At 64.9% G+C, this 26,810-nt stretch carries 24 protein-coding genes and 1 tRNA gene; 10 read left to right on the top strand and 15 right to left on the bottom strand.

Features of this window, described 5'->3' with window-relative positions; genetic code table 11:
- Positions 1-20 precede the first annotated feature (20 nt).
- Complete coding sequence (trxA, locus tag O7A70_RS15790) at positions 21-1,028, bottom strand: thioredoxin (protein ID WP_337141173.1); 1,008 nt, start codon at positions 1,026-1,028, stop codon at positions 21-23.
- Positions 1,029-1,111: 83 nt separating this feature from the next.
- Complete coding sequence (locus tag O7A70_RS15785; RefSeq protein WP_337141172.1) at positions 1,112-1,609, bottom strand: prolyl-tRNA synthetase associated domain-containing protein; 498 nt, start codon at positions 1,607-1,609, stop codon at positions 1,112-1,114.
- 210 nt (positions 1,610-1,819) lie between these two features.
- Here O7A70_RS15785 and O7A70_RS15780 point away from each other — a divergent pair.
- Together O7A70_RS15780 and O7A70_RS15775 are read left to right on the top strand one after the other, a co-directional pair.
- Positions 1,820-1,894: transfer RNA gene (locus tag O7A70_RS15780), tRNA-Gly, on the top strand.
- A gap of 190 nt (positions 1,895-2,084) precedes the next feature.
- On the top strand, positions 2,085-2,663 hold the full coding sequence (locus O7A70_RS15775) for a type 1 glutamine amidotransferase domain-containing protein (RefSeq protein ID WP_337141171.1): 579 nt from the start codon (positions 2,085-2,087) through the stop codon (positions 2,661-2,663).
- 134 nt (positions 2,664-2,797) lie between these two features.
- Here the strand turns inward: O7A70_RS15775 and O7A70_RS15770 are convergent, their stop codons facing one another.
- Positions 2,798-2,998, bottom strand: coding sequence for a DUF2934 domain-containing protein (locus O7A70_RS15770; RefSeq protein WP_337141170.1), 201 nt, complete (start codon positions 2,996-2,998; stop codon positions 2,798-2,800).
- Positions 2,999-3,286: 288 nt separating this feature from the next.
- On the opposite strand from O7A70_RS15770, the gene O7A70_RS15765 reads away from it, so the two are divergent.
- Together O7A70_RS15765 and O7A70_RS15760 are read left to right on the top strand one after the other, a co-directional pair.
- Positions 3,287-4,525: a Xaa-Pro peptidase family protein gene (locus O7A70_RS15765; RefSeq protein ID WP_337141168.1), complete on the top strand. Its 1,239-nt coding sequence runs from the start codon at positions 3,287-3,289 to the stop codon at positions 4,523-4,525.
- Positions 4,526-5,058: 533 nt separating this feature from the next.
- Positions 5,059-6,849 carry an NAD(P)/FAD-dependent oxidoreductase gene (locus tag O7A70_RS15760; protein WP_337141167.1) on the top strand — a complete coding sequence of 597 codons (1,791 nt, stop codon included), beginning with the start codon at positions 5,059-5,061 and terminating at the stop codon, positions 6,847-6,849.
- 192 nt (positions 6,850-7,041) lie between these two features.
- Here O7A70_RS15760 and O7A70_RS15755 read toward each other — a convergent pair whose 3' ends face one another.
- Both O7A70_RS15755 and O7A70_RS15750 read right to left on the bottom strand, forming a co-directional pair.
- Complete coding sequence (locus tag O7A70_RS15755; protein ID WP_337141166.1) at positions 7,042-8,277, bottom strand: amidohydrolase/deacetylase family metallohydrolase; 1,236 nt, start codon at positions 8,275-8,277, stop codon at positions 7,042-7,044.
- 31 nt (positions 8,278-8,308) lie between these two features.
- Complete coding sequence (locus O7A70_RS15750) at positions 8,309-8,674, bottom strand: RidA family protein (RefSeq protein ID WP_140813467.1); 366 nt, start codon at positions 8,672-8,674, stop codon at positions 8,309-8,311.
- A gap of 219 nt (positions 8,675-8,893) precedes the next feature.
- Here O7A70_RS15750 and O7A70_RS15745 point away from each other — a divergent pair, with 219 nt between their 5' ends.
- Entirely contained in the window at positions 8,894-9,379 is a 486-nt protein-coding gene (locus O7A70_RS15745) for a hypothetical protein (protein ID WP_337141165.1), read from the top strand.
- A 53-nt stretch (positions 9,380-9,432) separates the two neighbouring features.
- Here O7A70_RS15745 and O7A70_RS15740 read toward each other — a convergent pair whose 3' ends face one another.
- Entirely contained in the window at positions 9,433-10,065 is a 633-nt protein-coding gene (locus O7A70_RS15740) for a methyltransferase family protein (RefSeq protein ID WP_337141164.1), read from the bottom strand.
- Positions 10,066-10,289: 224 nt separating this feature from the next.
- Between O7A70_RS15740 and O7A70_RS15735 the strand changes: the two genes are divergently transcribed.
- From O7A70_RS15735 to O7A70_RS15725, 3 genes are all read left to right on the top strand, one after another.
- Positions 10,290-11,084, top strand: a complete 795-nt coding sequence (locus O7A70_RS15735) for a COG4705 family protein (RefSeq protein ID WP_337141163.1) — start codon at positions 10,290-10,292, stop codon at positions 11,082-11,084.
- A gap of 105 nt (positions 11,085-11,189) precedes the next feature.
- Positions 11,190-11,873, top strand: a complete 684-nt coding sequence (locus tag O7A70_RS15730) for a winged helix-turn-helix domain-containing protein (RefSeq protein WP_337141162.1) — start codon at positions 11,190-11,192, stop codon at positions 11,871-11,873.
- A gap of 30 nt (positions 11,874-11,903) precedes the next feature.
- Positions 11,904-13,274, top strand: coding sequence for a sensor histidine kinase (locus O7A70_RS15725; protein WP_337141161.1), 1,371 nt, complete (start codon positions 11,904-11,906; stop codon positions 13,272-13,274).
- A gap of 71 nt (positions 13,275-13,345) precedes the next feature.
- Here the strand turns inward: O7A70_RS15725 and O7A70_RS15720 are convergent, their stop codons facing one another.
- A complete protein-coding gene (locus tag O7A70_RS15720) occupies positions 13,346-13,795 on the bottom strand; it encodes an Lrp/AsnC family transcriptional regulator (protein WP_442921188.1) in 450 nt (149 codons plus the stop codon).
- Between the two features lie 100 nt (positions 13,796-13,895).
- Between O7A70_RS15720 and O7A70_RS15715 the strand changes: the two genes are divergently transcribed.
- On the top strand, positions 13,896-14,999 hold the full coding sequence (locus O7A70_RS15715) for a saccharopine dehydrogenase family protein (RefSeq protein WP_337141159.1): 1,104 nt from the start codon (positions 13,896-13,898) through the stop codon (positions 14,997-14,999).
- Positions 15,000-15,221: 222 nt separating this feature from the next.
- On the opposite strand, the gene lpdA is transcribed toward O7A70_RS15715, so the two are convergent.
- The 4 genes from lpdA to O7A70_RS15695 form a co-directional block, all read right to left on the bottom strand.
- Positions 15,222-16,610 (bottom strand): dihydrolipoyl dehydrogenase, encoded by a 1,389-nt coding sequence (gene lpdA / locus O7A70_RS15710; RefSeq protein ID WP_337141158.1) that lies wholly within the window; start codon positions 16,608-16,610, stop codon positions 15,222-15,224.
- A gap of 286 nt (positions 16,611-16,896) precedes the next feature.
- On the bottom strand, positions 16,897-18,222 hold the full coding sequence (locus tag O7A70_RS15705) for a dihydrolipoamide acetyltransferase family protein (RefSeq protein WP_337141157.1): 1,326 nt from the start codon (positions 18,220-18,222) through the stop codon (positions 16,897-16,899).
- Positions 18,223-18,233: 11 nt separating this feature from the next.
- A complete protein-coding gene (locus O7A70_RS15700) occupies positions 18,234-19,247 on the bottom strand; it encodes an alpha-ketoacid dehydrogenase subunit beta (protein ID WP_337141156.1) in 1,014 nt (337 codons plus the stop codon).
- Positions 19,248-19,250: 3 nt separating this feature from the next.
- Complete coding sequence (locus O7A70_RS15695; RefSeq protein WP_337141155.1) at positions 19,251-20,483, bottom strand: 3-methyl-2-oxobutanoate dehydrogenase (2-methylpropanoyl-transferring) subunit alpha; 1,233 nt, start codon at positions 20,481-20,483, stop codon at positions 19,251-19,253.
- A gap of 641 nt (positions 20,484-21,124) precedes the next feature.
- On the opposite strand from O7A70_RS15695, the gene holA reads away from it, so the two are divergent.
- The gene (holA, locus tag O7A70_RS15690; RefSeq protein ID WP_337141154.1) at positions 21,125-22,168 is read left to right on the top strand and encodes a DNA polymerase III subunit delta; all 1,044 of its coding nucleotides are present in this window, start codon (positions 21,125-21,127) and stop codon (positions 22,166-22,168) included.
- 244 nt (positions 22,169-22,412) lie between these two features.
- Here holA and O7A70_RS15685 read toward each other — a convergent pair whose 3' ends face one another.
- The 4 genes from O7A70_RS15685 to mnmG form a co-directional block, all read right to left on the bottom strand.
- Complete coding sequence (locus O7A70_RS15685) at positions 22,413-23,297, bottom strand: ParB/RepB/Spo0J family partition protein (protein WP_337141153.1); 885 nt, start codon at positions 23,295-23,297, stop codon at positions 22,413-22,415.
- A 67-nt stretch (positions 23,298-23,364) separates the two neighbouring features.
- Positions 23,365-24,165, bottom strand: a complete 801-nt coding sequence (locus tag O7A70_RS15680) for a ParA family protein (protein ID WP_031240355.1) — start codon at positions 24,163-24,165, stop codon at positions 23,365-23,367.
- A gap of 55 nt (positions 24,166-24,220) precedes the next feature.
- A complete protein-coding gene (gene rsmG, locus O7A70_RS15675) occupies positions 24,221-24,853 on the bottom strand; it encodes a 16S rRNA (guanine(527)-N(7))-methyltransferase RsmG (RefSeq protein WP_337141152.1) in 633 nt (210 codons plus the stop codon).
- Entirely contained in the window at positions 24,850-26,787 is a 1,938-nt protein-coding gene (gene mnmG / locus O7A70_RS15670) for a tRNA uridine-5-carboxymethylaminomethyl(34) synthesis enzyme MnmG (RefSeq protein WP_337141151.1), read from the bottom strand. Before mnmG ends, rsmG begins: the two co-directional genes overlap by 4 nt.
- Positions 26,788-26,810: the final 23 nt, after the last annotated feature.

Here is a 26,810-nt window from a genome sequence, read left to right as displayed (position 1 = left end):
CAAAACAACCGATAACCGGCTCAGGAAAACAGCAACGCCGACAATTTGCGGCGCGCGGCAAGCGTCGCCTCGTCGGTCATGCCCCAGGCCTCGAACAGCTGCAGCAACTGCGTCCTGGCGCCATCCTCGTTCCAACTCCGGTCGGCCTTGATGATGGCCAGCAGGTTGTCGGCGGCTGCCGTGCGGTCGCCCTCGGCGTTCTGGATCATGGCCAGATCGAAACGCGCCTGATGGTCCTTGGGGTTTTCGGCCAAGCGCCGTTCGAATTCGGCCGGATTGCCCAACGCCGCCGCCTGCGCGGCCAGCGCGATCTTGGCACGCAGGGCAGCCAGCGGCGGTGCATCCTTCTTGGCCTCCGGCGCCGTTGCCAGGAGCGCCTCGGCACCCTCTGTGTCGCCGGTCTCGAACAACAGGTCGCCCAGCCCGCCAATCGCCTCGACCGTCTCCGGAGCCTGCGCCAGGATGGCGTCATAGATGTCGGCGGCTGCCTGCATGTCGCCGGCATCGCGGGCTTCGGTTGCCGCGGCCAGGGCCTCGGCCACCGGCGGCGCGCCATTGCCCTTGCCGCCGACCTTGGTGATGAATTCGTTGATCTGGCTCTCGGGGATGGCGCCCATGAAGCCGTCGACCGGCTGGCCGTCCTTGAAGGCAATGACCGCCGGAATCGACTGAATGCCGAGCTGGCCGGCGATCGAGGGATGATCGTCGATGTTCATCTTGACCAGTTTGACCCGGCCGCCGGCGGCCTTGACCGCTTTTTCCAGCTGCGGGGTGAGCTGCTTGCAAGGTCCGCACCATGGCGCCCAGAAATCGACCAGCACCGGCTGACGGCGCGATTCCTGGATGACGTCGGCGGCGAAGGCGGCGGTCGTCGTGTCCTTGATGACATCGCCGCCGGCAGGGCCCGCGGGCGCATCGCCAAGCGCGGCCTTCGCCGGCGCCGGCGCCGTTCCGCCATACTGCACCGTGGTGGCATACTGGCCGCCAGTGTTTCCGAATGATCCGCCAAACGGATTGTTGTCGCTCATCTCGTCACCCTTTCGGTCGCCCCCCGGCCCGCGGCTCGGCGCCATGTCTCAATTGGAAATCGGCTTCGCCATCCATGTGGCGATCATGCCGAGACTTTCAAGATAGCAGCATCGTGCCCGGTTGCCTCGACGAATCTGATGAGGTCGGCCGCCGCGATCGATGTCGTCGCCTCGTTGGTCAGCGGATGCGCGTTGATTACGGCATGGTCCATCAAATCCTTGTCGAGTACCAGCTTGACCCTGTTTTCCCTGTCGTTGATGACACCGAAGACGGTGACCGCGCCCGGCGTGACGCCCAAAAGCTCCATCAGCATCTCCGGCTTGCCGAAGGAAACCCGGCCGGCGGCGCCGATCGACTGGTGGATCTGCTTGAGATCGACGACCGCCTCCTCGCCGACGGTGACCAGGAAGAAATTGTCCTTCTTGTCCTTCAGGAACAGGTTCTTGGTGTGCCCGCCGGCGATTTCGCCACGCAGCGCCTGCGAATCGGCCACCGTATAGAGCGGCGGATGGCGTATCGTCGAAACGACGATGCCGAGTTCGGCAAGAAAGGCCATCAGTTCAGCTTCTGTCTTCGGCATTGGTCGTCTTCTCGTCCGTTTCTTGGCCTTGCCGTTTACGGCCAATGCGGCCGCCGACACAAGACCGTCGCGCAAGGGGCGATGAAATTGGCGCGTCGCGGACGGTTTGCCGGCATCGTTCGAGAGTTGCAAAAAGCCTGCTATTTCCCTGTTGCAATCGCCGCGCTCTTCAGCCATATAGGCCCGGCTTGCGGCCAAGACGCCGTGTGAGCGGGTGTAGCTCAGGGGTAGAGCACAACCTTGCCAAGGTTGGGGTCGAGCGTTCGAATCGCTTCACCCGCTCCAATTTCCTCCCAGGGAATCAAGCATCGAAAAGCCGCGGTTCGCCGCGGCTTTTTCGCTTTCTGGCGGCCAACAGCCTGGGCGCGTGATACGAAACCTGCCCAACATCTCCCGGAAAATCACATAAAATTACACGAGGAACGCTTCCCGCCAGGCCTCGTTAGCCTCCATTAACCGACAGATGGAGAAGACGATGCCAAACATTTCCGTACAAGACATTTCCGGCAAGCGTGTCGCCATTCTGGCAACCAACGGCTTCGAGCAGTCCGAGTTGGAAATCCCGTTGAAGAAACTGCGCGCGGCGGGCGCGCAAGTGGACGTCGTTTCGCTCGAAGGCGGCGAGATCAAGGGCTGGGATCACAAGGATTGGGGCCGGACCGTCCCCGTCGACAAGATTTTGGCCGAAGCACGGGCGGATGACTACGATGCGATCGTCCTGCCCGGCGGCGTCATCAATCCGGACCTGCTGCGGGTCGAGCAGAAGGCTCTGGACTTCATCACGTCCTTCTGGTCCGCCAAGAAGGTCGTCGGCGCGATCTGCCATGCGCCCTGGCTTCTCGTCGAGACCGGGATCGCCAAGGGCCGCCGCATCACCTCCTACAAGTCGGTCAAGACCGACGTAATCAATGCCGGCGGTCTTTGGGAAGACAGCGCGGTCGTGACCGATCAGGGGCTCGTCACCAGCCGCAACCCCGGCGACCTCGATGCATTCTGCGACAAGCTCGCCGAGGAAATCAGGGAAGGCCGGCATGACAGGCGGGCGGCCGCCTAGAGCAATTCCAGGAAAAGTGAGCAATTCCAGGAAACGTGTTTAACGACTTCCGTCCGGAATTGCGTATAAACAAAGAGTTAGAGCGGTCGCCGCTCTCAATCGGGTGCTGAACCGCTCTAACGTCTACCGGCGTGTCAGTGTTTGGCACCCGACGTGTCGCCGGCGGCATCCGCACCAGCCTGCTGTCGTCCGGCGACCAGTTTACCGGACTCGAACTCCTCGACCGCCTTGTCCCAGCAGGCCTTTTCACGGTCGGGCATCAGGCCTTCCCGTTCCCAAAGTTCGTGGGCCCGCTTCCTGATATGCGCGACACGTTCTTCTTGGCTGATCACCATGGCCGTGTTCCTCTGGATTTCCTGAGGAAGCAACCGGACAGCGTCTGAAATGTTCCATCCGGATGTCGTCAACCTCGGCCAAGTCGAACAATTCGCTCGATGTGTTGAAGGCCGCCTCGTCGATCACCTGGGAGTCGGTGAGGTTGAGCACTTCGCCGCCTTCCAGCGTCACTTTGCTCTCGCGCGGCGAAAACAGGCCGTGCGAGGGGATCAATATCATCAAGCAACCAGCTTGATTGTCCGCACCCGCGGTGCTCCGTTGCCGATTGGGGCATACGGAGACGTTTCATGACGGGTTTTGTCGACCGCCAGCGCGCCACGCATTTGATGCAGCGCGCCGGCATGGCGGCGCTGGTGCTCTGCGCGCCCGAGGCCTTCCACTATGCGACCGGCGCGTCGATCGGCCCGGCCGGCCTGTTCCGGCGCGCCGGCGCCGGCTTCGTCGTCATCCCGGCCAGACAGGACCTGCCGATCGGCGTCGTGGTCGCGGACTTCAACGCCGCGCAACTGCGGACCGCCGCGCCCGAGATGGTTGTGCTTTCGCACCCGATCTGGATCGAGTCCGCGCCGGTCGGGACAGGACCCGCCGGGCTGGCGGAGCGCATCGAGGCCGGTCTGGCCTCACTCGACCGCGCGCCGGATTTTTCGCGTCCCGCCACCTTCGACCTCGCCGGCGCGGTGCGCCAGCTGCAAGCCATGCTCATCGATTTCGGGCTGGAGCGCGCCACGCTCGGCCTCGACCTCGACTTCATTCCCGCCGCCGATTTTGCCGCCATCCAGGCGCTGCTGCCGGCCTGCCCTGTTGTCGACGGCTCGTCCGTGCTGGACCGGCTGCGCGCCGTCAAGTCGCAGCGCGAGATCGACCTCCTGCGGCAAGGCATCATCTTGTCCGAGGCCGGGCTGGAGCGGCTGCAGGTCGACGCCATGGCCGGCATGCGCCAGGGAGACCTCGTCGCGCTCTACCGGCAAGGCGTCGCCACGGCGGCGGCCGGCTTGTCTCATCCGGTCATCACGGCCGAATATGTGACGCTCGGCGCCCGGGCCAAAGGCGCCGGCGCCAGGGCCGTGGCTGGCGATCCGCTGAAATGCGACATGGTCTGCACGGTCGGCGGCTACGCCTCCGACATGTCGCGCAACTTCACCTTCGGCCCGCCCCCGGCGGATCAAGCGGAGCTGCACGCCATTGCCGAGCGCGCCTTCGAGGATGGCCTGGCCGAGCTTGTCCCCGGAAACACGCTCGCCCATGTCCACCGCGTCGCCACCGAAAGCCTGGCGCGGCAAGGCCTGCGCTCCTACCGTCGCGGCCATTTCGGCCACGGCGTCGGCCAGTCGGTCTTTTCCGAACAATGGCCGTTCATCGCCGCCGACAGCGATATCGCGATCGAGGCCGGCATGGTGCTGGCCTTCGAGATCCCGCTCTACATCGACGGCCTCGCCAGCTTCAATCTCGAGGACCAGTTCCTGATCACGCCGGATGGACCGGTAGTGATGAACCGGCTGCCGAGGCGGCTGGAGGTGATTGGATAGGGCGGCAGGGTTGGCGCGCTTGCGTTGCCCATTGCGAGGCAGCACTCTACGGCGCCCCCCTCTGCCGGGCATCTCCCCCTCAAGGGGGGAGATTGGCGGTTTCGGCGCCGGCTTCTCTTCTTGCAGCGTCGAAAATTGGCGAAGGCGGTCGTGACAAGCAATCTCCCCCCTTGAGGGGGAGATGTCCGGCAGGACAGAGGGGGGCGCCACGGAACTCGGCGGTGATGCCTGGGCACGCATCGGCTGCAACGGTGCCTGGTGCATGGAACGACAGCGTACAGACATGATAAGAAATCGGGTCGAAAGCGGGCTAAGGAAGATCGACTTCATGACCGGAGCTGCCAGAGAGGCGGGCGCGGCGCCTCTTCCTTCCCCCCTTGTGGGGGAAGGTGGATCGGCGCGACAGCGCCGAGACGGATGAGGGGTGTTCCAGCGGAGTGAGACGCTGGTGTTCCCTGGAACACCCCTCATCCGTCGCCTTCGGCGACACCTTCTCCCACAAGGGGAGAAGGAAGAAGAAAGAGGGAAGACAGATGCTCGAAATGTCACCATCCAAACAGGCGGGCGCATGGCTCGAATCCCTGGCGCACGCGCTTCAATCCAGCGACGTGTCAGCGGCGGCCAACCTGTTCGTCGAGGATTGCTACTGGCGCGACCTGCTGACCTTCACCTGGAACATCACCACCATGGAAGGCCGCGACGCCATCGCCGATATGCTGAAGTCGACGCTGGCGACGACCAGGCCGGCCGCGTGGCAGATCACCGGCGAGGCGACCTCCGATGAAGGCACGATCGAGGCCTGGTTCACCTTCGAAACGGCGGTGGCCACGGGACAAGGCATCGTGCGCCTGCGCGATAGCCGCTGCCGCACGCTGTTCACGGCGATGACCGACCTGAAAGGGTTCGAGGAGCGCAAGGGCGCGGCGCGGCCGCTCGGCGTGCGCCACAAGGCCGACCCGGAACGCGAAACCTGGTCGGAAGCGCGGGCGCGCGAGACGCGCGAGCTTGGCGTCTCCGAGCAACCCTATTGCCTGGTCATCGGCGGCGGCCAGGGCGGCATCATGCTCGGCGCACGGCTGCGTCAGCTCGGCGTGCCCACCATCGTCATCGAGAAGAACGCGCGGCCCGGCGATTCCTGGCGCAACCGCTACCGCACGCTCGTGCTGCACGATCCGGTCTGGTACGATCATCTGCCCTACATTCCGTTCCCCGACAATTGGCCCGTCTTCACGCCCAAGGACAAGATGGGCGACTGGCTGGAAATGTACACGCGCGTCATGGAGCTGAATTACTGGGGCGCCACCAAGTGCCTCAGCGCCAGTTACGACGAGGCGGAGAAAGAATGGACCGTGGTGGTCGACCGCGTCGGCCAGCGCATAACGCTGAAGCCGAAGCACATCGTCTTCGCCACCGGCGCCTATGGTCCGCCGCGCAAGATCGAGCTGCCCGGCGCGGACCAGTTCAAGGGCGAGCTGCTGCATTCCAGCCAGTATGCCAGCGGCGAGAAATTCCGCGGCAAAAAGGTCGCCGTCATCGGCGCGGCCAGTTCCGGGCACGATGTCTGCGTCGACCTCTGGGAAAGCGGCGCCGACGTCACCATGGTCCAGCGCTCGCCGACCACCGTGGTGAAGTCGGACACGCTGATGCAGATCGGCTTCGAGATCTTCTCCGAGGATGCGCTGGCGCGCGGCATCACCACGGAAAAGGCCGACATGATCGTCGCCTCGACGCCGTTCGCGCTGGTGCCCAAGGGCCAGCGCGCGCTCTATGACGTCATCCGCGCGCTCGACGCCGCTTTCTACGAGCGTCTCGCCGCGTCCGGCTTCGCGCTGGATTTCGGCGACGACGAGACCGGCCTTTTGATGAAGGCCTACCGCACCGGCTCGGGCTATTACATCGATGTCGGCGCGTCCGACCTCATCATCGACGGCAAGATCGGCATCCGCAGCGGCATCGCGGTAAAATCGCTGGCAGCGAAAGGCATCCTGTTCGAGGACGGCAGCGAGATCGAGGCCGATGCCATCATCGCCTGCACCGGCTACCAGTCGATGAACGAGAACGTGGCCGCTCTCGTCTCGCGCGAGGTCGCCGACAAGGTCGGCCCGTGCTGGGGCCTCGGCTCCGGCGTCAAGGGCGACCCCGGCCCCTGGCAAGGCGAATTGCGCAACATGTGGAAACCGACGGCGCAGGAAGCACTGTGGTTCCACGGCGGCAACCTGGCCCTGTCGCGGTTCTATTCGAAATATGTAGCGCTGCAGATCAAGGCGCGGATGGAGGGGATCGAGACGCCGGTGTACGGGGCGGTCAGTAACGCGCCACCGTGAAGCTGCCGATCTCCCCCCGCGTGGGGGAGATGGCCGGCAGGCCAGAGGGGGGCGCTGTCCTGCCATCCTCTCAATCAATTTGCGATAGCGCGCTTCGGGCAGGTTCTTGCCGTCGCAGGATTACGAGGGTTTGCGTTCCGTCGCGCCCCCCTCTGCCCTGCCGGGCATCTCCCCCACGAGGGGGGAGATCGGCTAATCATGCCTATGCCCGAAATGCCGGGTCGCCACCTCGACATGGCTATGCGCGGCATGCGCTTCGAAACGCTCGGTTTCGCCAAGGTCATTCGCCGCTTCGTTCGGCCACCAGGCGCCGCCGATGACGATGCCTTCCGACATCAGCCGCTGGTCGGCGACCAGCGAGGCGCCGACCGCGTCGACGAAGGTGAAGCGGCCCGGACGCTGCCGCAGCACGGCGACATCCCCCGCCGTGCCGACCGCCAGTGTGCCGAGATCGGGCCGCGCGATCGCCCGCGCCGGCGCTTGCGTCGCGGCGCGCAAAACCTCGACCAGCGGCATGCCGAGCGCCATCAGCTTCGACATGCACACCAATATGTCGAAGGCCGGCCCGTCGACGCAGTAGAGATGCACGTCGCTCGAAATGACGTCGGGCGCCAGCCCTTCGGCCAGCATGGCGCGGGCGACGTCGAAATCGAACGAGCCCATGCCGTGGCCGAGATCGAAGATGACGCCGCGCTCACGCGCCAGCCGCATGTCGGGCCGCACCATGCCGGAGGCGAACACCGGCGCATTGGGGAACGGCCGGAAGCAATGGGTGAGGATGTCGCCCCGGCGCAGGCGCGGCAGCACTTCGGAGCGGCCGGGCGGCGGCTCGTCTATATGCGCCATCAGCGGCAGCCCGGCCTTGTCTGCGGCTTCCAGCGCCAGATCGACCGGGGCGATGCCGCTGGTGCCGCCGGCATGCTTGCCGGAGCGCACCTTGACGCCGACGACGACGTCGGCGTGCTCGCGCACCGCCGCCACCACCTCGCGCGGTTCGCAAAGCCGGAGATCGCCGCATTCGCCGACCGACACCGTCTGCGCAAAGCCGAAAATGCCGGCAAAGGAAATGTTGACATAGGCCAGGATGCGCACCTTGGAGCGCTCCATGACATGGCGGCGGAAGCCGAGGAAATTGCCCGCACCCGCGCTGCCGGCATCGATAAAGGTGGTGGTACCGCTCTTGGCGGCGAGCCTGTCGGCATCGACGCCGAGCGAGGTGCCGCCCCAATAGACGTGGCTGTGCAGGTCGACCAGACCGGGCGCGACGATGCAGCCGGTCGCGTCGACCACCTGCGCGGCGCTGGTCACGGGGATATCGGCGTCGACAGCGGCGACACGGCGATTGGCGATGGCGACATCGCGTGGCGCGTCGATGCCGGACGCCGGATCGATCAGCCGTCCGCCCTTCAGCAGGAGGTCGAATTGCATGGGGATGCCCTCCGCCTTGTTACTTTGCCTTTCAGGCCGGCCTGTACGCGACGGCTTCGACTTCGATCTTGATGTCGATCATCAGCCGCGATTCGACCGTGGTGCGCGCCGGCGGGTTCTTCGGGAAGTGCCTGGCATAGACCGCGTTGAAGCCGCCGAAGTCGCGCGCGTCCTCCAGCCAGACGGTGGTCTTGACCACGTCGTCCATCGTGCAGCCGGCCAGCGCCAGTGCTGCCTTCACATTGGCGAGCACCTGCTCGGTCTGTTCCGTAATGCCGCCCTTGACCACGATGCCGTCGCCGCCGACCGGAACCTGGCCCGAGACAAAGACGAAGTCGCCGGCCCGCACGGCGGGCGACAGCGGCACGTGGGATGTTCCAAAAGTCTGCTTGGGCAAGGGATGGCCTCCTCCGGTGACATGGCAAGGCACCGAGGCGGCGCCCGCTTCGGGACGAGATTTACCGCGATCGGGGTGATCCCGATAGGGCCCTTGTTGGAAAGCAACATTCTTCGAAATCCGTGTTGCTTTATTACAGAAGCGCTTGCATCGTGCGCGCTGCCGGACGGGCTCGACGCCACGACGGAGAGACGCCCTTGCGAGACCGGAGCCCCGACGATGACCTTCGACAAGAACCCGTTTCCTTCCGGTGACGCCGACCGCCACGCGCTGTGGGAGATGCTGGTGCGGCGCGACATCGACGCCTTCATCGGCCAGGACTGGTCCATGGTCGAGAACGACTTCGCCGCCGAAAGCTTCTTCGGCATGCACGCGCATTTCCTCAGCAACGCCGATGCCTGGCGATTGCAGTTCCCCCGGCTGGAGATCTATCGCGACGAGTGGCTGCGCCAGGCCAAGGAGACGGCGGCGACCAAATTCGCCGAGCCGCTGCGCGAGGCGCTGTTTCGCGTCACCAACCTGCGCGACATCGATGTCGACGCCGACCGCGCCGTGCTGCACAAGAAGTTCGACGGCAGCGTCGCCAAGGCGGATGGCAGCGTCGACCGGCTGAAATGGCAGACACTGTATTTCTGCCGGAAGGTCGGGGCGAACTGGAAGATAGCCGGCTTCGTCGGCTACATGCCGTATCCACTGGGCGGCTAGCCGAGGCGCCGGCTGAGCGTTAGGCTGATATTTGCCATGCTGGCGCTCGGCGCTCAGTACAGCGTGATTAAAGCCGGCAGCAGTCCGCTTTCCCGGAGATATTCGACGAGTTCGATGATCGGGAAGATGGCGAGGAAATAGAGCCCGTCGAAAAAAGTGCGCTTCAGCGCGCGCGTCGAGAACTGCAGCTCGTCACTGTCGCGGTAGAGCAGCGGGTTCGGCCAGAACCGGGGCGTGGCCTTGATATAGGCGGTATAGGCCGGGCCGAACTTGCCCAGGAGATATTCGGCTTCCTTGCGCGCCGTGACGCGGAAGATCAGGAAGCTGGCAACGCCGAGGACGGCGGCCGCCACCAGCGAGCCATAGAGCAGACCGATGCCGACCGCTCCGACCGTCGAGAAGAAGTAGAGCGGGTTCTGGGTCATCGAGAACGGGCCCGCAGAAACCAGCTCCTCATTCTTCTTGCCGCCGACATAGAGAATGCTCCACAGCCGGCCGGCGACGCAGGCGAGCACCAGGCAGAAGCCGAGGAATTCAAGCGTCTCGTGGCCGTTCGAGCCTTCGCTAAGCGCCGGCTTGGTCAGGAACAGCAGCAGCACCGCCAGCACTGCCGCGACGCGGGTGAAAATCAGCCGCTTGCGCTGGACGAAAGCCTTCGAAACCGGCTTGAGGGAGGCGTAGGTCATTCGTGTTTTCCTGGGGTGCTCTCTACGAGCCCGGCCAGTGGGGCACGCCATTGATGGCGGATACAAGGCGGTCAGCGCACCTCGCGGCATTCGTAAAGGCCTTTTGCGCCAGGCAAAGCCATCCTTACGAATTTGTATGCCGCCAGACAGGCTGGAGTGAAGTCGCTTGCCTATTGTCCGGATGCCGGATCGCCGCCGCAACCATCGACATCGGGACACCAGCCATGCTCGCGCCCAACACACCCCCCGCCGCACCAAGCCCCAACCGGGTTCCCGACGTCGCCCTCGACTTCTGGCTGATCAAGCTGATGGCGGTGACGATGGGCGAAACGGCGGCCGACTATCTCGCCGTCAACCTCGGTCTCGGGCTGACCGTCACCTCGCTGATCATGACCGGCGTCCTAATCGTCGCTCTCGTCCTGCAGTTCGCGCGGAAACGCTACGTGCCCTGGGCCTACTGGCTGGCGGTGGTGCTGATCAGCGTCGTCGGCACGCTGGTCACCGATAACCTCGTCGACACGTTCGGCGTGCGCCTGCAGACCACCACGATTGCCTTCTCGGTGGTGCTCGCGGCAACGTTCGCGGTCTGGTACGCGAGCGAGCGGACGCTCTCTATCCACACCATCTTCACCACCCGCCGAGAGATTTTCTACTGGCTGGCGATCCTGTTCACCTTCTCGCTCGGCACCGCCGCCGGCGATCTTGTCGCCGAGAGTTTCGACATGGGCTATCTGGCCACGGGCCTGCTGTTCGGCGGCGTCATCGCGCTCATCGCGCTCGCCTATTATCTCATCCACCTGAACGCCGTCCTGGCCTTTTGGCTCGCCTATATACTGACGCGTCCGCTGGGTGCCTCCTTCGGCGATTGGCTGTCGCGGCCGGCCGAATATGGCGGTTTGGGTTTCGGCACCATTTTCACCAGCCTGATCTTCCTCGGCTGCATCATCGCCCTGGTCCTCTCCATGACACTGAAGCAAATCGCCGGCGATGCCGACGAGATCCTGCTGGAATCGGACTGAGCCGCCGCCGGGCGCTGCGGCGGCAACCGGCCTTGCGCCCATCCTAGGAACGGACCCGTGCCGGTGATAACCTGTCCCCGATATCGGCAATCAACCGGAACAGCGATGCGGCTACTTCTCGTCGAGGACGACCATAGGACGGCGGACTACATCGTCAAAGGATTGACCGAGGCCGGCCATGTCTGCGACCTCTTGCGCAACGGGCATGAGGGACTTTTCGCCGCGACCAGCGGCGGCTACGACGTGATCGTCGCCGACCGGATGATCCCGGGCCTCGACGGCCTGTCGATGGTCAAGGCTGTCCGCGCCGCGGGCGTGCGCACACCGGCGATCTTCCTCACCTCCGTCGGCGGCATAGACGACCGCGTAGAGGGGCTCGAGGCCGGCGGCGACGACTATCTGGTCAAGCCCTTCGCCTTTTCCGAATTGCTTGCCCGCATCAACGCGCTTGGCCGGCGGCCGGCCGCACAGGAGCAGAAGACCGTGCTCAGGGTTGCCGATCTCGAGATGGACCTGATCATGCGGCGCGTCGTCAGGCACGGCCAGCCGATCGACCTGCAGCCGAGGGAGTTCAGCCTGCTCGAGGTGCTGATGCGCGGCGAGGGTCGCGTCATAACCCGCACCATGCTTCTGGAACGCGTCTGGGATTTTCATTTCGATCCCAAGACCAGCGTCGTCGAGACCCATATCAGCCGGTTGCGGGCCAAGGTCGACAAGCCGTTCGAAACCCAGCTCATCCACACCATCCGCAACACCGGCTACAGCCTGCACGCGCCGCTCTCCCAGTGATCGCGACATCCCGATGACCGCGACTTTCCCATGACCGCAACGTGGACCCGCCTGCTGCGCAGCACACCGTTCCGGCTTGCCCTGACGTTCGCCTTCCTGTTCATGCTGGCCTTCGTGCTGGCGGGCGCCATCGTCTACCAGATGATGAGCGCCGACCTTGCCGAGCAGCTCGACGACACCATCAGGGAAACCTATTCCGTCATCGCCGCGACCTATGCCGACAAGGATCTCAAGGAGCTGGTGGAGACCGTCGAAAGCCACTCCGCGCGCAGCCTGAAGAAGGCCCAGCTCTTTTCGCTGACCGACGCAACCGGCAACCGTATCGCCGGCAACTTCACCGCCGCTGGGCTTCCCGACGGTTTCTCGATGTTCGGCGCCGAGATGCCTAGCCTGCCGCCGGGCACCGAATACCGCGCCTATTCCGGTTCGTTGGGCGCCAACACTTTGACCATCGCCTTCAGCCTCTCCGAGACGGAGGAGCTGGAGACGATCATGCTGATGAGCTTCGGCTGGGCAACCCTGATCATCACCGGCCTGGCCGTCACCGGCGGCGCCCTGCTCGCCTCGCGCGTCCAGCGCCGTCTCGACGGCATTGCCGCCACGATGGTCGACGTTTCGCATGGCAGGCTCGATACCCGCATCCCGCTGACCGGCAAGGGCGACGACATCGACATCGTCTCCAGCCAGGTCAACGCCGCGCTCGATCGCCTGTCGGCGCTGGTCGAAGGCATGAAGCAGGTCAGCGCCGACATCGCGCACGATCTGAAGACGCCGCTCAACCGCCTGCAGATGATCCTGGAGGGCGCCGCCGACAAGGCCGCGCGGCACCAGGACGTCTCCGACGATCTGGCCGACGCGCGCACGGAAGGCCATCAGATCAACGAAACCTTCGACGCGTTGCTGCGGATAGCGCAGATCGAGGCCGGCGCGCGCAAGGCGCGCTTCACCGATGTCGATCCCGGCGAGATCCTGCGGACCATCGCCGAGATCTATACCGACGTGGCCGAGGACGACGGCAAGTCGCTGTTGCCGCCGCTTCTGGAAGAGACGACAGGCCGGATCCATGGCGATCGCGAACTGTTGACCCAGATGGTCGCCAATCTGGTGGAGAACACGCTGCGCCATTGCCCGCCCGGCACCTCGATCGAACTGTCGGTGAGGCGCCAGGGTGACCGCGTCCTTGCCAGCGTCGCCGACAACGGCCCCGGCATTCCCGCCGGCGAGCGCGAAAAAGTGTTTCAGCGGCTCTACCGGCTGGACCACAGCCGATCGACGCCGGGCAGCGGTCTCGGCCTCAGTCTCGTCCGGGCCATCGCCGACCTGCACGGCGCGACCATCACGCTCGAGGACTGCCGGCCTGGGCTGGCCGTGGTGGTGAGTTTTCCCTTGGCGACGGATTAACTTCGGAAGTTGGCGAAAGCCGGTGTAACGGCCAATCTCCCCTCTTGCGGGGGAGATCGGCTGTATCAATCTCACCTGTCGATCCGTGTCGACAGGATGATCGACGACGCGGTCCGCTCCACCCCGTCCATGGCGCCGATCTGGTCGAGCAGCGTGTCGAGGTCGCGGATCGACGGTGCGTCGACGATGACGATCATGTCGAAATTGCCGCTGACGGAGTGCAGCGTCCTGACCGGCGGCAACGCCTGCAGGCTGCGCACCACCCTGTCGGCCAGCTTGGGCGTGACGGTGAGCAGCACATGCGCCCTGACCAGCCCCTGCTCATAGTCCGGCGCCAGCCTGACGCCATAGCCTCTAATAATGCCGCGCTGCTCCAGCCGCTCGATCCGGCTTTGCACCGTGGTGCGCGAAACGCCGAGCTGCCGCGCCAGTTCGGCCGTCGAGGCGCGCCCGTTGGCGCGCAGCAGGGAAAGCAGGGCCTGTTCGGCATCACTGAGCATTTCGACGAAACTCTTCGGCAATTTAGCTAAAGATAGGGTGCGGTTTGCAAGATCTCACGCTTCCTTTCGACAGGCAAGCTGCGATGATTCCGGCGAACGCAGATGGCAGGGGTATTTGACCATGAACAACATCGTTATCGTCGGGGCCGGCAAGATCGGCTCGACCATCGCCGAAATGCTCGCCGCAACGGGTGACTACCATGTCACCCTCGTCGACCGCTCGGCCGCGCAACTCACTGCCGCCGAAGTGTCCGATGGCGTCGAGACGCTCGAACTCGACATCGCGGCGGTCGGTGCGCTTGAAGCCGCACTCGCCGGCAAGTTCGCGGTGCTGAGCGCCGCCCCCTTCCATCTCACCACGCGCATCGCCGAAGCGGCGGCCAGCGCGGGCGTGCATTATCTCGATCTCACCGAGGATGTCGTCTCGACCAGGCGCGTCAAGGAGCTGGCACGTTCCGCCAAGAGCGCCTTCATCCCGCAATGCGGACTGGCGCCGGGCTTCATCTCGATCGTCGCCAACGATCTCGCCAGCCGCTTCGACACGCTGGAAAGCGTGCGCATGCGCGTCGGCGCGCTGCCGCAATACCCGTCCAACGCGCTGAACTACAATCTGACCTGGAGCACCGACGGCGTCATCAACGAATATTGCGAGCCCTGCGAGGCGATCGTCGAGGGTGAGCTGGTCGAAGTGCCGCCGCTGGAAGAGCGCGAGGAATTCTCGCTCGACGGCGTCACCTACGAGGCGTTCAACACCTCGGGCGGGTTGGGCACCTTGGCCGAGACGCTGAAGGGCAAGGTGCGCACGCTGAACTACCGCACGATCCGCTATCCCGGCCATGCCGCGATCATGAAGGCGCTGCTCAACGACCTTGGCCTGCGCCACCGCCGCGACGTGCTGAAGGACATTTTCGAAAGCGCCCTGCCGGCGACGCTGCAGGACGTGGTCATCGTCTTCGTCACCGTCTCCGGCCGCAAGAACGGCCGCCTGCTGCAGGAGACCTACGCCAACAAGATCTATTCCAGGCGCGTCGGCCAGACCGTGCGCAGCGCCATCCAGATCACCACCGCCTCCGGCATCTGCGCCGTGCTCGACATGCTGGCCGATGGCAGCTTGGCGGCGACCGGCTTCGTCAAGCAGGAGGAGATCGCGCTCGAAGCCTTCCTCGCCAACCGTTTCGGCCGCGCCTATGCCCAACATGAGATGGTAAGCCGGCTGGCGGGGTGAGCCCTTCCGGACACGCTGGCGGGACAGCGCCCCCCTCTGTCCTGCCGGACATCTCCCCCTCGAGGGGGGAGATTGGACTTCACTGCGGCCTTCGCCAATTTTCGGTGGCGAAGTAACTGGCGGCGCCGAACTGCCGATCTCCCCACTTGAGGGGGAGATGCCCGGCAGGGCAGAGGGGGGCGCTGTCCCGCCGGCATTTCCGTTCTGCATCGGCGCGCCACCTCAAATATGCAGCGCGTGGCCCAGCGCCTTCAGCGCGGCTTCCTGGAACCCTTCGCCTTGCGTCGGATGCGAATGGATCGTGCCTGCGATGTCCTCCAGCCTTCCCCCCATCTCCAGCGCCAGCCCAAACGCCGCCGACAGCTCCGACACGCCCTGACCGACCGCCTGGATGCCGAGCACCAGATGATTGTCCGCACGCGCCACGACGCGAACGAAGCCATCCTCGCCGAGCTTGGTCATGGCGCGACCATTGGCGGCGAAGGGGAACAGGCCGATCTTGATCTCGCCGAGCGCCTTGGCCTCTTCAGGCGACAGACCCGCCGTCACCAGCTCGGGATCGGTGAAGCAAACGGCGGGGATCGAGCGCTTGTCCCAGCTGCGCTTGTGGCCGGCGACGATCTCGGCGACCATTTCGCCTTGCGCCATCGCCCGGTGCGCCAGCATCGGCTCACCGGTGACGTCGCCGATGGCGAAGACGCCGCGCATCGAGGTACGGCACTGGTCGTCGATCCTGATGAACTTTCCGGCCCTGTCGAGATCGATCTGCTCGAGCCCCCAACCCTCGGTCACCGGCTTGCGGCCGACCGTCACCAGGATCTTGTCCGCCGCGACCTTGCCGCTCTTGCCGTCGGATGTCTCGACCAGCAGCGCATCGCCTTTCGTCGACAGTCCCTTGGCCTTGGCGCCTGTCATCACCTCGACGCCAAGTGCGGCGAGCCGCTTGACCACCGGCCGGGTCAACTCCGCATCATATTGCGCCAGCACGCGCGGCAAGGCCTCGACCACGGTCACCTTGGCGCCCATCTTGGCGAAGGCCATGCCGAGCTCGAGGCCGATATAGCCGCCGCCGACGACCGCAAGCCTCTTCGGCACTTCGCTCAGTGCCAGGGCTTCAGTGGAAGAAATCACCGGTCCGCCGAAGGGCAGGAGTTCGACCGGTGCCGAGCCCGTCGCGATCACGATCGTTTCCGCGCGGATCACCTGGCTTCCGGTCTCGGTCTCGACCTCGACGGTCTTGCCGTCGCGAAACCTCGCCCAGCCATGCACGGTCTTCACCCCGGCCTTCTTGAGCAGGCCGGCGACGCCACTGTTGAGCCGGCTGACGATCCCGTCCTTCCAGGCGATGGTCCTGGCCAGATCGAGCACCGGTGCCGTGACCGAGATGCCGAGCGGGCTCTTGCCGCCGGCCATATCAGACACCTTCTCGAATTCCTCCGCCGCATGGATCAGCGCTTTTGAGGGGATGCAGCCGACATTGAGGCAGGTGCCGCCGGGCTTGCCCGCCTCGACGATAACCGTATCGACGCCGAGCTGCCCGGCACGAATGGCGCAGACATACCCCCCGGGCCCGGCGCCGATGACGAGCAGCTTGCAGGAGATTTCTTTCATGGCGTCGGCTTCCCTTGGACGAAGGCCGCCGCGCGCTTTTGCCTTCTCCCCTTGTGGGGTCCGAAGGACGGGGCGAGACCAGTGGCTCGCCCCAGGGCCGTGGATCGGCGCGCCAGCGACGAGACGGATGAGGGGTGTTCCAGCGGAGTGAAACGTCGGCGTTCCCTGGAACACCCCTCATCCGTCGCCTGCGGCGACACCTTCTCCCACAACAAGGGGAGAAGGGGGAGCTTACATCCGCCCGCCGCGCATTGATTTCCGTTCGAGACCGACCCCATCATCCCCTCTAATCCACGAAAATCAGCGCCGGCATCTCCAGCAGCGCTTTTATCCGCTGGATGAACACCGCGGCGTCCCAGCCGTCGATGACGCGATGGTCGAAGCTCGACGACAGGTTCATCATCTTGCGCGGGATGAACTGCGTGCCGTCCCACAGCGGCCGCACCATCATCTTGTTGACGCCGATGATCGCCACTTCCGGATGGTTGATGACCGGTGTGGTCGCGACGCCGCCCATGGCGCCGAGCGAGGTGATGGTGATGGTCGAGCCCGACAGCTCGTCACGCGTCGCCGTGCCCGACTTGGCCCCCTCGGCCAGCCTGGCGATCTCGGCGCCGCACTCCCAGATGTCGCGCGCCTCGGCATGCTTGACGACAGGCACCACCAGCCCCGACGCGGTCTGCGCGGCGATGCCGATATGGATGCCGCCATGCTGGTGGATGATGCCGGCCTCGTCGTCGAACAGCGAATTGAGCTGGGGCTGGTCCGCGATTGCCTTGACCATCGCCCGCATCAGGAACGGCAGCAGCGTCAGCTTCGGCCTCTCCGCGCCTCCCTTGGCGGCGCGCTCTTCCTTGTTGAGCGCGGCGCGCAATTCCTCGAGCGCCGTCACGTCGATCTCCTCGACATAGGTGATGTGCGGGATGCGCGATTTCGACAGCGTCATCTTCTCGGCGATCTTGCGCCGCAGGCCGACCAGTTTGATGTCCTCGATGGCATCGTTGCGGGCGAGGCCCGATGCCTTGGCCACTTGCGGCCCGCGCGCCAGGAAGGCCTCGATGTCTTCATGGCCGATGCGGCCGGCCGAGCCGCTGCCTGCCACTTGCCTGAGATCGATGCCGGCCTCCTTGGCGCGCAAGCGGACAGCTGGCGAGGCCAGCGGCTTTTCGCCTTCCGGGCGTGGTGCGCCGGCCGAGGCCTGTGCCATGGTCTTGGCGGCGGCCGGCGATGGAGCGGGTTTCGCCGGTGCCGCGGCGGGCTTTGCCTTGGGGGCCGGTGCGGTTTCGGGCTTTGGGCTCGCCGGCTTGGCGGGCGCTTCGGCTTCGGCGGCCGGTGCCGTCCCTTGCCCGGCGGCCTTCACATTGCCCTCGCCCGCCACTTTTAGCCGCACGATGGGCGACCCGATCGCCACCGTGTCGCCGATCTCGGCGCCCAGCCACAGGATCTCGCCATCGACGGGCGACGGGATTTCGACCGTCGCCTTGTCGGTCATCACGGCGGCCAGCAACGTGTCCTCGCGCACGATGTCGCCGATCTTCACATGCCATTCGACGAGTTCGGCCTCGGCGACGCCCTCGCCGACATCGGGCAGCTTGATGATGTGTTCGCCCATTTCAGGCCTCTCTAAGCTTCCAATGTTTCGATAAGCGCACGGCCGACACGGGCCGGGCCGGGAAAATAGTCCCACTCCTGCGCGTGCGGATAGGGCGTGTCCCAGCCGGCGACGCGGACCACCGGCGCTTCCAGATGGTAGAAGCAGTTTTCCTGCACCAGCGCCGACAGTTCGGCGCCGAAGCCCGACGTCAGCGTCGCCTCGTGCACGACGACGCAGCGCCCGGTCTTCTTCACCGAGGCCACGATCGTGTCGAGGTCGAGCGGCAGCAGCGTCCTGAGGTCGATGATCTCGGCATCGATGCCGGTCTCCTCGGCCGCGGCCTGGGCGACATAGACCATGGTGCCGTAGGCGAGCACCGTGACGGCGGAACCCGCTCTGCGGATCGCCGCCTTGCCGAGCGGCACGGTATAGTGGCCGTCGGCGACCTCGCCGAGCTCGTGCTTCGACCACGGCGTCACCGGCCGGTCGTGATGGCCGTCGAAAGGGCCATTATAGAGCCGCTTCGGCTCCAAGAAGATCACTGGGTCGGGATCCTCGATCGCCGCTATCAAAAGCCCCTTGGCGTCATGCGGGTTGGATGGCACCACCGTCTTCAGGCCCGACACATGGGTGAACAGCGCTTCCGGGCTCTGGCTGTGTGTCTGGCCGCCGAAGATGCCGCCGCCGGTCGGCATGCGCACCACGATCGGGCAGGTGAAATCACCGTTCGACCGGTAGCGCAGCCTTGCGGCTTCCTGCGTCAGCTGGTCGTAGGCCGGATACATGTAGTCGGCAAACTGAATCTCCACGCACGGCTTCAGGCCGTAGGCGGCCATGCCGATTGCCGAGCCGACAATGCCGGATTCGTTGATCGGCGCATCGAAGCAGCGGCTCTTGCCGTATTTGGCCTGCAGGCCGTGGGTGACGCGAAAAACACCGCCGAAGAAGCCGACATCCTCGCCGAACACGACGACTTTGCTGTCGCGCTCCATCGAAACGTCCATGGCATCCCGGATGGCCTCGATCATGGTCCGCCTTGGCATGGCTCAGACTCCCGCCTGCTGGCGCTGGCGCCTGAGATGCGGCGGCATCTCGGCATAGAGGCCCTCGAACATGTCGCGCGTCGACGGCTTGCCGCCGGCATGCAGCGTGCCGTGGCTTTCCGCCTCCTTCTGCGCCGCGATCACCGTGTCGAGGATTTCCGCCTCGGCCTGCGCGTGCCGCTCGTCCGACCAGACGCCGAGCCTGATCAGATGGTTCTTCAGCCGCACGACCGGATCGCCGAGCGGCCAGGCGTCGGACTCGGTCTTTGGCCGGTAGGCGGAGGGATCGTCCGAGCTCGAATGGGCGCCGGCGCGGTAGGTGACATATTCGACCAGCGTCGGCCCGAGATTGTTGCGGGCCCGCTCGGCTGCCCACTTGGCCACCGCATGGACCGCCAGATAGTCATTGCCGTCGACGCGCAGCGACGGAATGCCGAAGCCGAGGCCACGTGCCGCGAAGGTGCCCGAGCCGCCGCGCGCAATGCCCTGAAAAGTCGAGATCGCCCACTGGTTGTTGACGACGTTGAGCACCACGGGTGCCTTGTAGGTGGAAGCGAACACAAGCGCCGAATGGAAATCGGATTCGGCCGTCGAGCCGTCGCCGATCCAGGCGGCGGCGATGCGTGAATCGTTCGAAATCGCCGAGGCCATCGCCCAGCCGACCGCCTGGATATACTGCGTCGCCAGATTGCCCGAGATCGAGAAGAAGCCGTGCTCTTTCGACGAATACATGATCGGCAACTGCCGGCCCTTCAGCGGATCGGCCTCGTTGGAATAGATCTGGTTCATCATGGTGACCATCGGATAGCCGTCGGCGATCAGCAGGCCGGCCTGCCGATAGGTCGGGAAGTTCATGTCGCCCGGGGCAAGCGCCTTGCGAAAGGCGCAGCTCACTGCTTCTTCGCCCAGATGCTGCATGTAGAAAGAGGTCTTGCCTTGCCTTTGCGCCATCTGCATGCGCGCATCGAAGGTCCGCAGCGTCATCATGTTGCGCAGGCCCTCCAGCAATTCCTCGCTGGAAAGCAGCCCGGCCCATGGCCCGACGGCTTCGCCATTGCGGTTCAGCACGCGGATGATCGAGAAGGCCATGTCGCGGATGGTGCGCGGATCGACATCGATGTCGGGACGCGGCACCGAGCCGGCCTGGGCGATGGTCACGTTGGAGAAATCAGGCGTGCCGCCCGGCCGCACTTCCGGCTCCGGAACGTGAAAACGCAACATCCCAGCATCGGCCATGACCAAAACTCCTCCAATGTTGCCTGGGTGCGGATATTTGCACATCCGCGCGTCCAGACCAGTGCGAATTCGCCAGGCAAGTCATCCGGGCATTGGTTCCGGCCGCGCCGGCCGATCCCAGCCTCCCGCGCTCAAGATGAAGATATGTCCGCGAAATTTCTTGTCGATGTTGAGCAGCGGCACGCAATTTGGCGCAAGGTTGCGCCGTGTTTGTCGCCAGATAAGGTGATTGGGGGCATGACTTGGTTCCTCGCCTCCTTTTGCGCCTCCGCAAAGCGAGGAAAAGTGGAGTTCGCCAACCTTGGCGCCTTCCTCTCCCCCGTCGATCGGGGGAGAGGTGGCGAGCGAAGCTCGACGGAGCGGGGGTCGACCTTGCTCGGGCGTTGTTATCTCGAGCCGGGACGACGTCTCGCCCTGATTGAGGCTCTGTGATAAATGCCAGCGGCGGCGGATTTGAGGACCGGCTTCCCCCACTCCGTCGCTGCTTCGCAGCGCCACCTCTCCCCCCTCCAGAGGGAGAGGAAGGGCGCCAGGGTTGGCAAACCCGACGCTTTTCCCCTGTCCGCGATCGGATCCCTCCGAGAGAGGAACTCGAACCGGAAAACGTTCACTCCACCCGCGCATCATGCTAACCACCCTCCATGGCACAGAAGAAAGCTTTCGAGGTCGATTCCTGGCTCGCGCGGCCTGATCCGCGCATCTCGATCGTCCTGCTTTATGGCCCCGATCGCGGCCTTGTCTCGGAGCGGGCGAAGGCCTTTGCCGGAAAGACCGGTCTGCCGCTCGACGATCCGTTCTCCGTGGTCAGGCTCGAGGGTTCGGAGGTCGACCGCGACGAGGGCCGGCTGCTCGACGAAGCCCGCACCGTGCCGATGTTTTCCGACCGGCGGCTGCTCTGGGTGCGCAACGCCAGCGGCCAGAAGGCACTGGCCGACGACATCAAGGCGCTGACGGCGGAGCCGGTACGGGACGCCATCATCCTGATCGAGGCCGGCGACTTGAAGAAAGGCGTTGGATTACGCGCCGTGGTCGAGGGCGCCGACAACGCCATGGCGCTGCCTTGCTATGCCGACGAGGCCAGGGACATCGACACGGTCATCGACGACGAGCTGCGCAAGGCCGGGATGTCGATGACGCTGGAGGCCCGACAGGCGCTGCGCCGCAACCTCGGCGGCGATCGGCTGGCCTCGCGTGGCGAGATCGAAAAACTCGTCCTCTACGCCCACGGCCAGAAGGAAATCGGGCTGGAAGAGGTGAGAGCCATGTCCGGCGACGTGTCCGGCGCCTCTTATGACGATGCCGTCGACGCGCTGCTCGAAGGCAGGATCGGCCACTTCGACACCGCCTTCACGCGCCACTGCCAGGGCGGCGGCCAGCCCTTCCTGGTGCTGTCCTCGGCGATGCGGCAGATACAGCAGATCCAGGTCATGCGCGGCCAGATGGACTCCGGCGGCCGCAATGCCGCTTCCGTCGTTGCCGCCGCGCGCCCGCCGGTCTTTTTCGCCCGCCGCAAGCTGGTGGAGAGAACGCTGGAGCGCTGGAACAGCGAAGCGCTCGGCCGCGCGCTGACCCGCCTGCAGTCAGCCGTGCTGCAGACGCGGCGCCGGCCGGACCTGTCGGTGGCGCTGGCAAGGCAGGCGCTGCTTGGGATCGCCGTGGAGAGCGCGCGGCTGGCGCAAAGGTAGGCGCCTCTTCCTTCTCCCCTTGTGGGAGAAGGTGGCCTCGCGAAGCGAGGTCGGATGAGGGGTGCTCCAGCTTGGCGCGTCCTCATACCAATCGGCTGCATCAAAACCAGCGTCGCACTCCGCTGGAACACCCCTCATCCGTCTCGGCGCTGCGCGCCGATCCACCTTCTCCCACAAGGGGAGAAGGGAAGATTGCGCGAAACATTCGCCGGCTAAATACCAGCCTATCAATCGCTGGACTGCTCTAATCCTGCTTCAACCGCCTGCACAGCTCGTCCAGCTGTTCCAGGCTTCGATACGCAACCCGCAGCACACCACCCTTGCCCTTGTGGTCGACAGTGACGATCATGCCGGTCGTATCGGTCAGCAGCTTCTCCAGGGCCAGCGTATCGGCGTCCTTTTCGACGGCCGGCGCGGCAGGTTTGGTGCCGTTGGAACTGGTGCCGGCCGGCATCTGCGCCAGCGCCTCGGCCTGGCGCACGGAAAGACCCTCCTCGACAATGCGCTTGGCAAGGCCGGCCGGATCCTCCGCCGTGACCAGCGTGCGGGCATGCCCGGCCGACAGTGCGCCGTCGACCAGCATGTCGCGGATCACGTCGGGCAGCTTCAACAATCTCAAGGTGTTGGCGACATGACTGCGGCTCTTGCCGATCACCTGGCCGAGATCGGCTTGAGTGTAGCCATGGTCGTCGATGAGCTGCTGGTAACCCTGTGCCTCTTCGACCGGATTGAGGTCGGCGCGCTGGACGTTCTCGATGATCGCCAGTTCCAGCGCCGTGCGGTCGTTGACTTCGCGGATGATGACCGGGATCTCGGTCAGCCCGGCACGCTGCGCCGCACGCCAGCGCCGCTCGCCGGCGATGAGCTCGTAGCGGCCCGCCTGCGTCGGCGACGGCCGCGCCACGACCGGCTGTACCACGCCATGCTCGCGGATCGACTGGGCGAGGTCGGTCAATTCGGCATCGCCAAAATGCCGGCGCGGATTTCTCGGGTTTGGGCTGAGAAACTCGATCGGCACCTTGCCGTCGGCGCTCATGCCGGGCTTTTCCGGTGCGGCCGGACGATCGATCTCGCCGATCAGTGCCGCCAGTCCGCGTCCCAGTCTTTTCCTCGAGAGATCTTCGCTCATCTTTATTCCACGTCTATTTCAGATCGTTTCGGTATCGAATCGGCTGTTGATTATGCGGCCGACCTAATCAAGCGGCGCGCAATTTACGCTCGCGGCGGATCACTTCGGAGGCCAGTTGCAGATAGGCCTGGCTGCCGGAGCATTTCAGGTCGTAGAGGATCGCCGGCTTGCCATAGGACGGCGCCTCCGACACCCGCACATTGCGCGGAATGATGGTCTCATAGACCTTGTCGCCCATATGCTCGCGCACATCCTGCACCACCTGGTTGGCGAGATTGTTGCGGCCGTCATACATGGTCAGCACGATGCCCTGGATGGTGAGATCCGGATTGATCGAGCGACGCACCTGCTCGACCGTTTCAAGCAGCTGGCTGAGACCCTCCAACGCGAAGAACTCGCATTGCAGCGGCACGAGAACGGAATCGGCTGCCGCCATTGAATTCAAAGTCAGAAGATTGAGCGAGGGCGGGCAATCGATCAGCACATAGCCGAAGGGCGCTCCGCGCTCGGTCGCCGCGCGCAGTGCATTGCGCAGTTTGAGCACCCGGTCCGGCGCCGAGGCGATCTCCATCTCGATGCCGAGCAGGTCGAGCGTCGAGGGCACGATCGACAGGCCGGGCACCGCGGTCGGAATGGCGGCGGCCTCCAGCTCCAGTTCGCCGGTCAGCACATCATAGGAGGAGACCGTCCGGTCCTTGCGGTCGATGCCGAGGCCGGTGCTGGCATTGCCTTGCGGATCGAGATCGACGATCAGCACTTTTTCGCCGATTGCCGCCAGCGCGGTGGCCAGGTTGATGGCGGTCGTGGTCTTGCCGACACCGCCCTTCTGGTTGGCTACGGTGATGATTCGAGGGCCGTTCTTCATCATGGGTTTATGCCAGAAATTCATCTTTGGGTCGCCGAATAATCAGACCGGTCTCGGTTCAGACAGGTCGCACATTGGACAATTCGAGGATGACGCCGCTGGCGTCGGTCACGCTTGGATGTTCTACCAGATCGAAAGTCCACCGGTTAACGCTTTCTTGCACTTCGGCGCGGTAATCCCGGCCTTTGTGGAACAGCGCGCGCGCCCCCGAGGTCAGCCATGGCGCGGTCAGGTCCAGCAGGACCGAAAGCGGGGCCAGCGCCCGCGCCGTGACGATTTGCGGCTTCGAAACAAGCACATGGCTGTCCTCGATGCGGCGCGCCACGACCCGCGCCGGCAAGCCGAACTGACCGATGACGGTCTGCAGGAACGAGGCCTTCTTGCGGTTGCTTTCGACCAAATCGATGCTGGCCCCCGGGCGCTCGGCGAGCAGAAAGGCCATGACAAGCCCGGGAAATCCGCCGCCGGAACCAATATCGACCCAATGCGTGGCTTCGGGCTCTATCCGTGCGAGCTGCGCACTGTCCAGGATGTGGCGTTGCCAGACATCACCGGAGGTCGATTGCGCGACGAGATTGATGCTGCGGTTCCATTTCTGGAACATTTCTTCGAACGCCACCAGGCGATCGAATGTTTCACGTGAAACCGGACCGGCGACCTCCTGCAGACGCTCGCGGGAGAAAGACCTCACGCAACGTCCCTCTGCTCGGCCTTTTCAGCGGTTTCCCCCTTCTGTGCGGTTTCCCCCTTCTGCGCGGTTTCCCCCCTCTGCGCGGTTTCCCAATGACGGACATGCGCGACAATGATCGCCAGCGCCGCGGGCGTCATGCCCTCCATGCGCTGTGCATCCGCGACGGAGCGCGGCCGCCGCGCCTGCATCTTCTGCTTCAATTCATTGGACAGGCCGGGCACGCCGGCGAAATCAATGGCGTCCGGGATCAGCCGGCTCTCCTCATGCCGTATCTGCGCGACATCCGTGCTCTGGCGGTCAAGATAGACCGAATATTTCGCTTCCGTTTCGAGGCGCTCCGCGGTCCTGGCGTCGATGTCGCCAAATCTAGGCTCGACCCGGCTTAGCCAGGCAATATCGACACCGGGATAAGCCAGCAATTCAAAGCCGGACCGGCGCACGCCGTCACGATTGATCTCAAGGCCGTGCCGCGCCGCCTCGTTCGGCGTCATGGTCAGCGAAAGCGCCAGTTGGCGCGCCTGATCGAGCCGCCGCGCGACATCGCCATAGCGCTGCAGCCGCCGCGCCGAAGCGATCCCCAGCGTCTGCGCCAATGGCGTCAGCCGCTCATCGGCGTTGTCGGCGCGCAGCGACAGCCGGAACTCGGCCCGCGAGGTGAACATCCGGTAAGGCTCGCTGATGCCGCGACTGGTCAAATCGTCGACCATTACGCCGATATAGGCCTGGGTGCGGCTGAGCACGACCTGTTCGCCGCCCGCGGCGCGGCGCGCTGCGTTGAGGCCGGCGAGCAGGCCCTGCCCGGCGGCCTCTTCATAGCCGGTCGTGCCGTTGATCTGCCCGGCGAGAAAAAGCCCGGCAACGCGCTTGGTCTCCAGCGTCTGATGCAGTTCGCGCGGATCGACATGATCATATTCGATGGCATAGCCCGGCTGCAGCATGACGGCGCGCTCCAGCCCCGGAATGGTCTTCAGGATTTCCAGCTGAACATCTTCCGGCAGCGAGGTCGAAATACCATTGGGATAGACCGTGTAGTCGTCGAGCCCTTCCGGTTCGAGAAAGATTTGGTGCCCGTCGCGGTCGCCGAACTTGACGATCTTGTCCTCGATCGACGGGCAATAACGCGGCCCAACGCCTTCGATCGAGCCGGAATACATCGCCGAACGGCCAAGATTGGCGCGAATCAACTCATGCGTGGCCGTGGTCGTGCGCGTAATGCCGCAATCGATCTGCGGCGTCACGATGCGGTCGGTCATCAGCGAGAACGGCACCGGGTTCTCGTCCGCCGCCTGGCTTTCCAGCGAAGCCCAGTCGATCGTCCGCCCGTCCAGGCGCGGCGGCGTGCCTGTCTTGAGCCGCCCGAGCCTGAAACCAGCGCGGTCCATTGTCGCCGACAGTCCCATGCTGGCCTTCTCGTTCATGCGGCCGGCGACAATCTTCTTTTCGCCGATGTGAATGAGCCCGCGCAGGAAGGTTCCTGTGGTCAGCACCACCGCGCCGCAGGCAAGCCGGCGGCCGTCCGCCAGGAGAACCGCTGCTATCTTCCCATCGGAAATCTCAAAGTCGAGAACTTCGCCCTCGACAACCCTGAGATCGTTCTGCTGCCGAATCGCTTCCTGCATGGCAAGGCGATAGAGTTTCCTGTCGGCCTGTGTGCGTGGCCCGCGCACCGCAGGGCCCTTGCGACGGTTGAGCAGCCGAAACTGGATGCCGGCGGCGTCCGCCACGCGGCCCATCAGCCCGTCCATGGCGTCGATCTCGCGCACAAGGTGCCCTTTGCCCAGCCCGCCGATGGCAGGGTTACACGACATTACACCGATCGTGTCGAAACGGAGCGTCACCAGCGCGGTGCTGGCGCCGGCGCGCGCCGCGGCGCTGGCCGCCTCGCAACCCGCATGGCCGCCGCCCACCACAACCACATCATAGTGATCGGTCATCTTACATAAGTCCCGGACTCAAA

The organism is Mesorhizobium sp. Cs1299R1N1, from assembly GCF_037179655.1.
GTDB lineage: Bacteria > Pseudomonadota > Alphaproteobacteria > Rhizobiales > Rhizobiaceae > Mesorhizobium > Mesorhizobium salmacidum.
Note: the sequence above shows the minus strand (reverse complement) of the source record. Positions and strands in the feature narration are given on the sequence as shown.

What these genes read in the sequence shown, in the direction of transcription:
- trxA (WP_337141173.1), bottom strand. Translation starts at nt 1,028, where the DNA reads ATGAGCGACAACAATCCGTTTGGCGGATCATTCGGAAACACTGGCGGC.
- O7A70_RS15785 (WP_337141172.1), bottom strand. Translation starts at nt 1,609, where the DNA reads ATGCCGAAGACAGAAGCTGAACTGATGGCCTTTCTTGCCGAACTCGGC.
- O7A70_RS15775 (WP_337141171.1), top strand. Translation starts at nt 2,085, where the DNA reads ATGCCAAACATTTCCGTACAAGACATTTCCGGCAAGCGTGTCGCCATT.
- O7A70_RS15770 (WP_337141170.1), bottom strand. Translation starts at nt 2,998, where the DNA reads ATGGTGATCAGCCAAGAAGAACGTGTCGCGCATATCAGGAAGCGGGCC.
- O7A70_RS15765 (WP_337141168.1), top strand. Translation starts at nt 3,287, where the DNA reads ATGACGGGTTTTGTCGACCGCCAGCGCGCCACGCATTTGATGCAGCGC.
- O7A70_RS15760 (WP_337141167.1), top strand. Translation starts at nt 5,059, where the DNA reads ATGCTCGAAATGTCACCATCCAAACAGGCGGGCGCATGGCTCGAATCC.
- O7A70_RS15755 (WP_337141166.1), bottom strand. Translation starts at nt 8,277, where the DNA reads ATGCAATTCGACCTCCTGCTGAAGGGCGGACGGCTGATCGATCCGGCG.
- O7A70_RS15745 (WP_337141165.1), top strand. Translation starts at nt 8,894, where the DNA reads ATGACCTTCGACAAGAACCCGTTTCCTTCCGGTGACGCCGACCGCCAC.
- O7A70_RS15740 (WP_337141164.1), bottom strand. Translation starts at nt 10,065, where the DNA reads ATGACCTACGCCTCCCTCAAGCCGGTTTCGAAGGCTTTCGTCCAGCGC.
- O7A70_RS15735 (WP_337141163.1), top strand. Translation starts at nt 10,290, where the DNA reads ATGCTCGCGCCCAACACACCCCCCGCCGCACCAAGCCCCAACCGGGTT.
- O7A70_RS15730 (WP_337141162.1), top strand. Translation starts at nt 11,190, where the DNA reads ATGCGGCTACTTCTCGTCGAGGACGACCATAGGACGGCGGACTACATC.
- O7A70_RS15725 (WP_337141161.1), top strand. Translation starts at nt 11,904, where the DNA reads ATGACCGCAACGTGGACCCGCCTGCTGCGCAGCACACCGTTCCGGCTT.
- O7A70_RS15715 (WP_337141159.1), top strand. Translation starts at nt 13,896, where the DNA reads ATGAACAACATCGTTATCGTCGGGGCCGGCAAGATCGGCTCGACCATC.
- lpdA (WP_337141158.1), bottom strand. Translation starts at nt 16,610, where the DNA reads ATGAAAGAAATCTCCTGCAAGCTGCTCGTCATCGGCGCCGGGCCCGGG.
- O7A70_RS15705 (WP_337141157.1), bottom strand. Translation starts at nt 18,222, where the DNA reads ATGGGCGAACACATCATCAAGCTGCCCGATGTCGGCGAGGGCGTCGCC.
- O7A70_RS15700 (WP_337141156.1), bottom strand. Translation starts at nt 19,247, where the DNA reads ATGCCAAGGCGGACCATGATCGAGGCCATCCGGGATGCCATGGACGTT.
- O7A70_RS15695 (WP_337141155.1), bottom strand. Translation starts at nt 20,483, where the DNA reads ATGGCCGATGCTGGGATGTTGCGTTTTCACGTTCCGGAGCCGGAAGTG.
- holA (WP_337141154.1), top strand. Translation starts at nt 21,125, where the DNA reads ATGGCACAGAAGAAAGCTTTCGAGGTCGATTCCTGGCTCGCGCGGCCT.
- O7A70_RS15685 (WP_337141153.1), bottom strand. Translation starts at nt 23,297, where the DNA reads ATGAGCGAAGATCTCTCGAGGAAAAGACTGGGACGCGGACTGGCGGCA.
- O7A70_RS15680 (WP_031240355.1), bottom strand. Translation starts at nt 24,165, where the DNA reads ATGATGAAGAACGGCCCTCGAATCATCACCGTAGCCAACCAGAAGGGC.
- mnmG (WP_337141151.1), bottom strand. Translation starts at nt 26,787, where the DNA reads ATGACCGATCACTATGATGTGGTTGTGGTGGGCGGCGGCCATGCGGGT.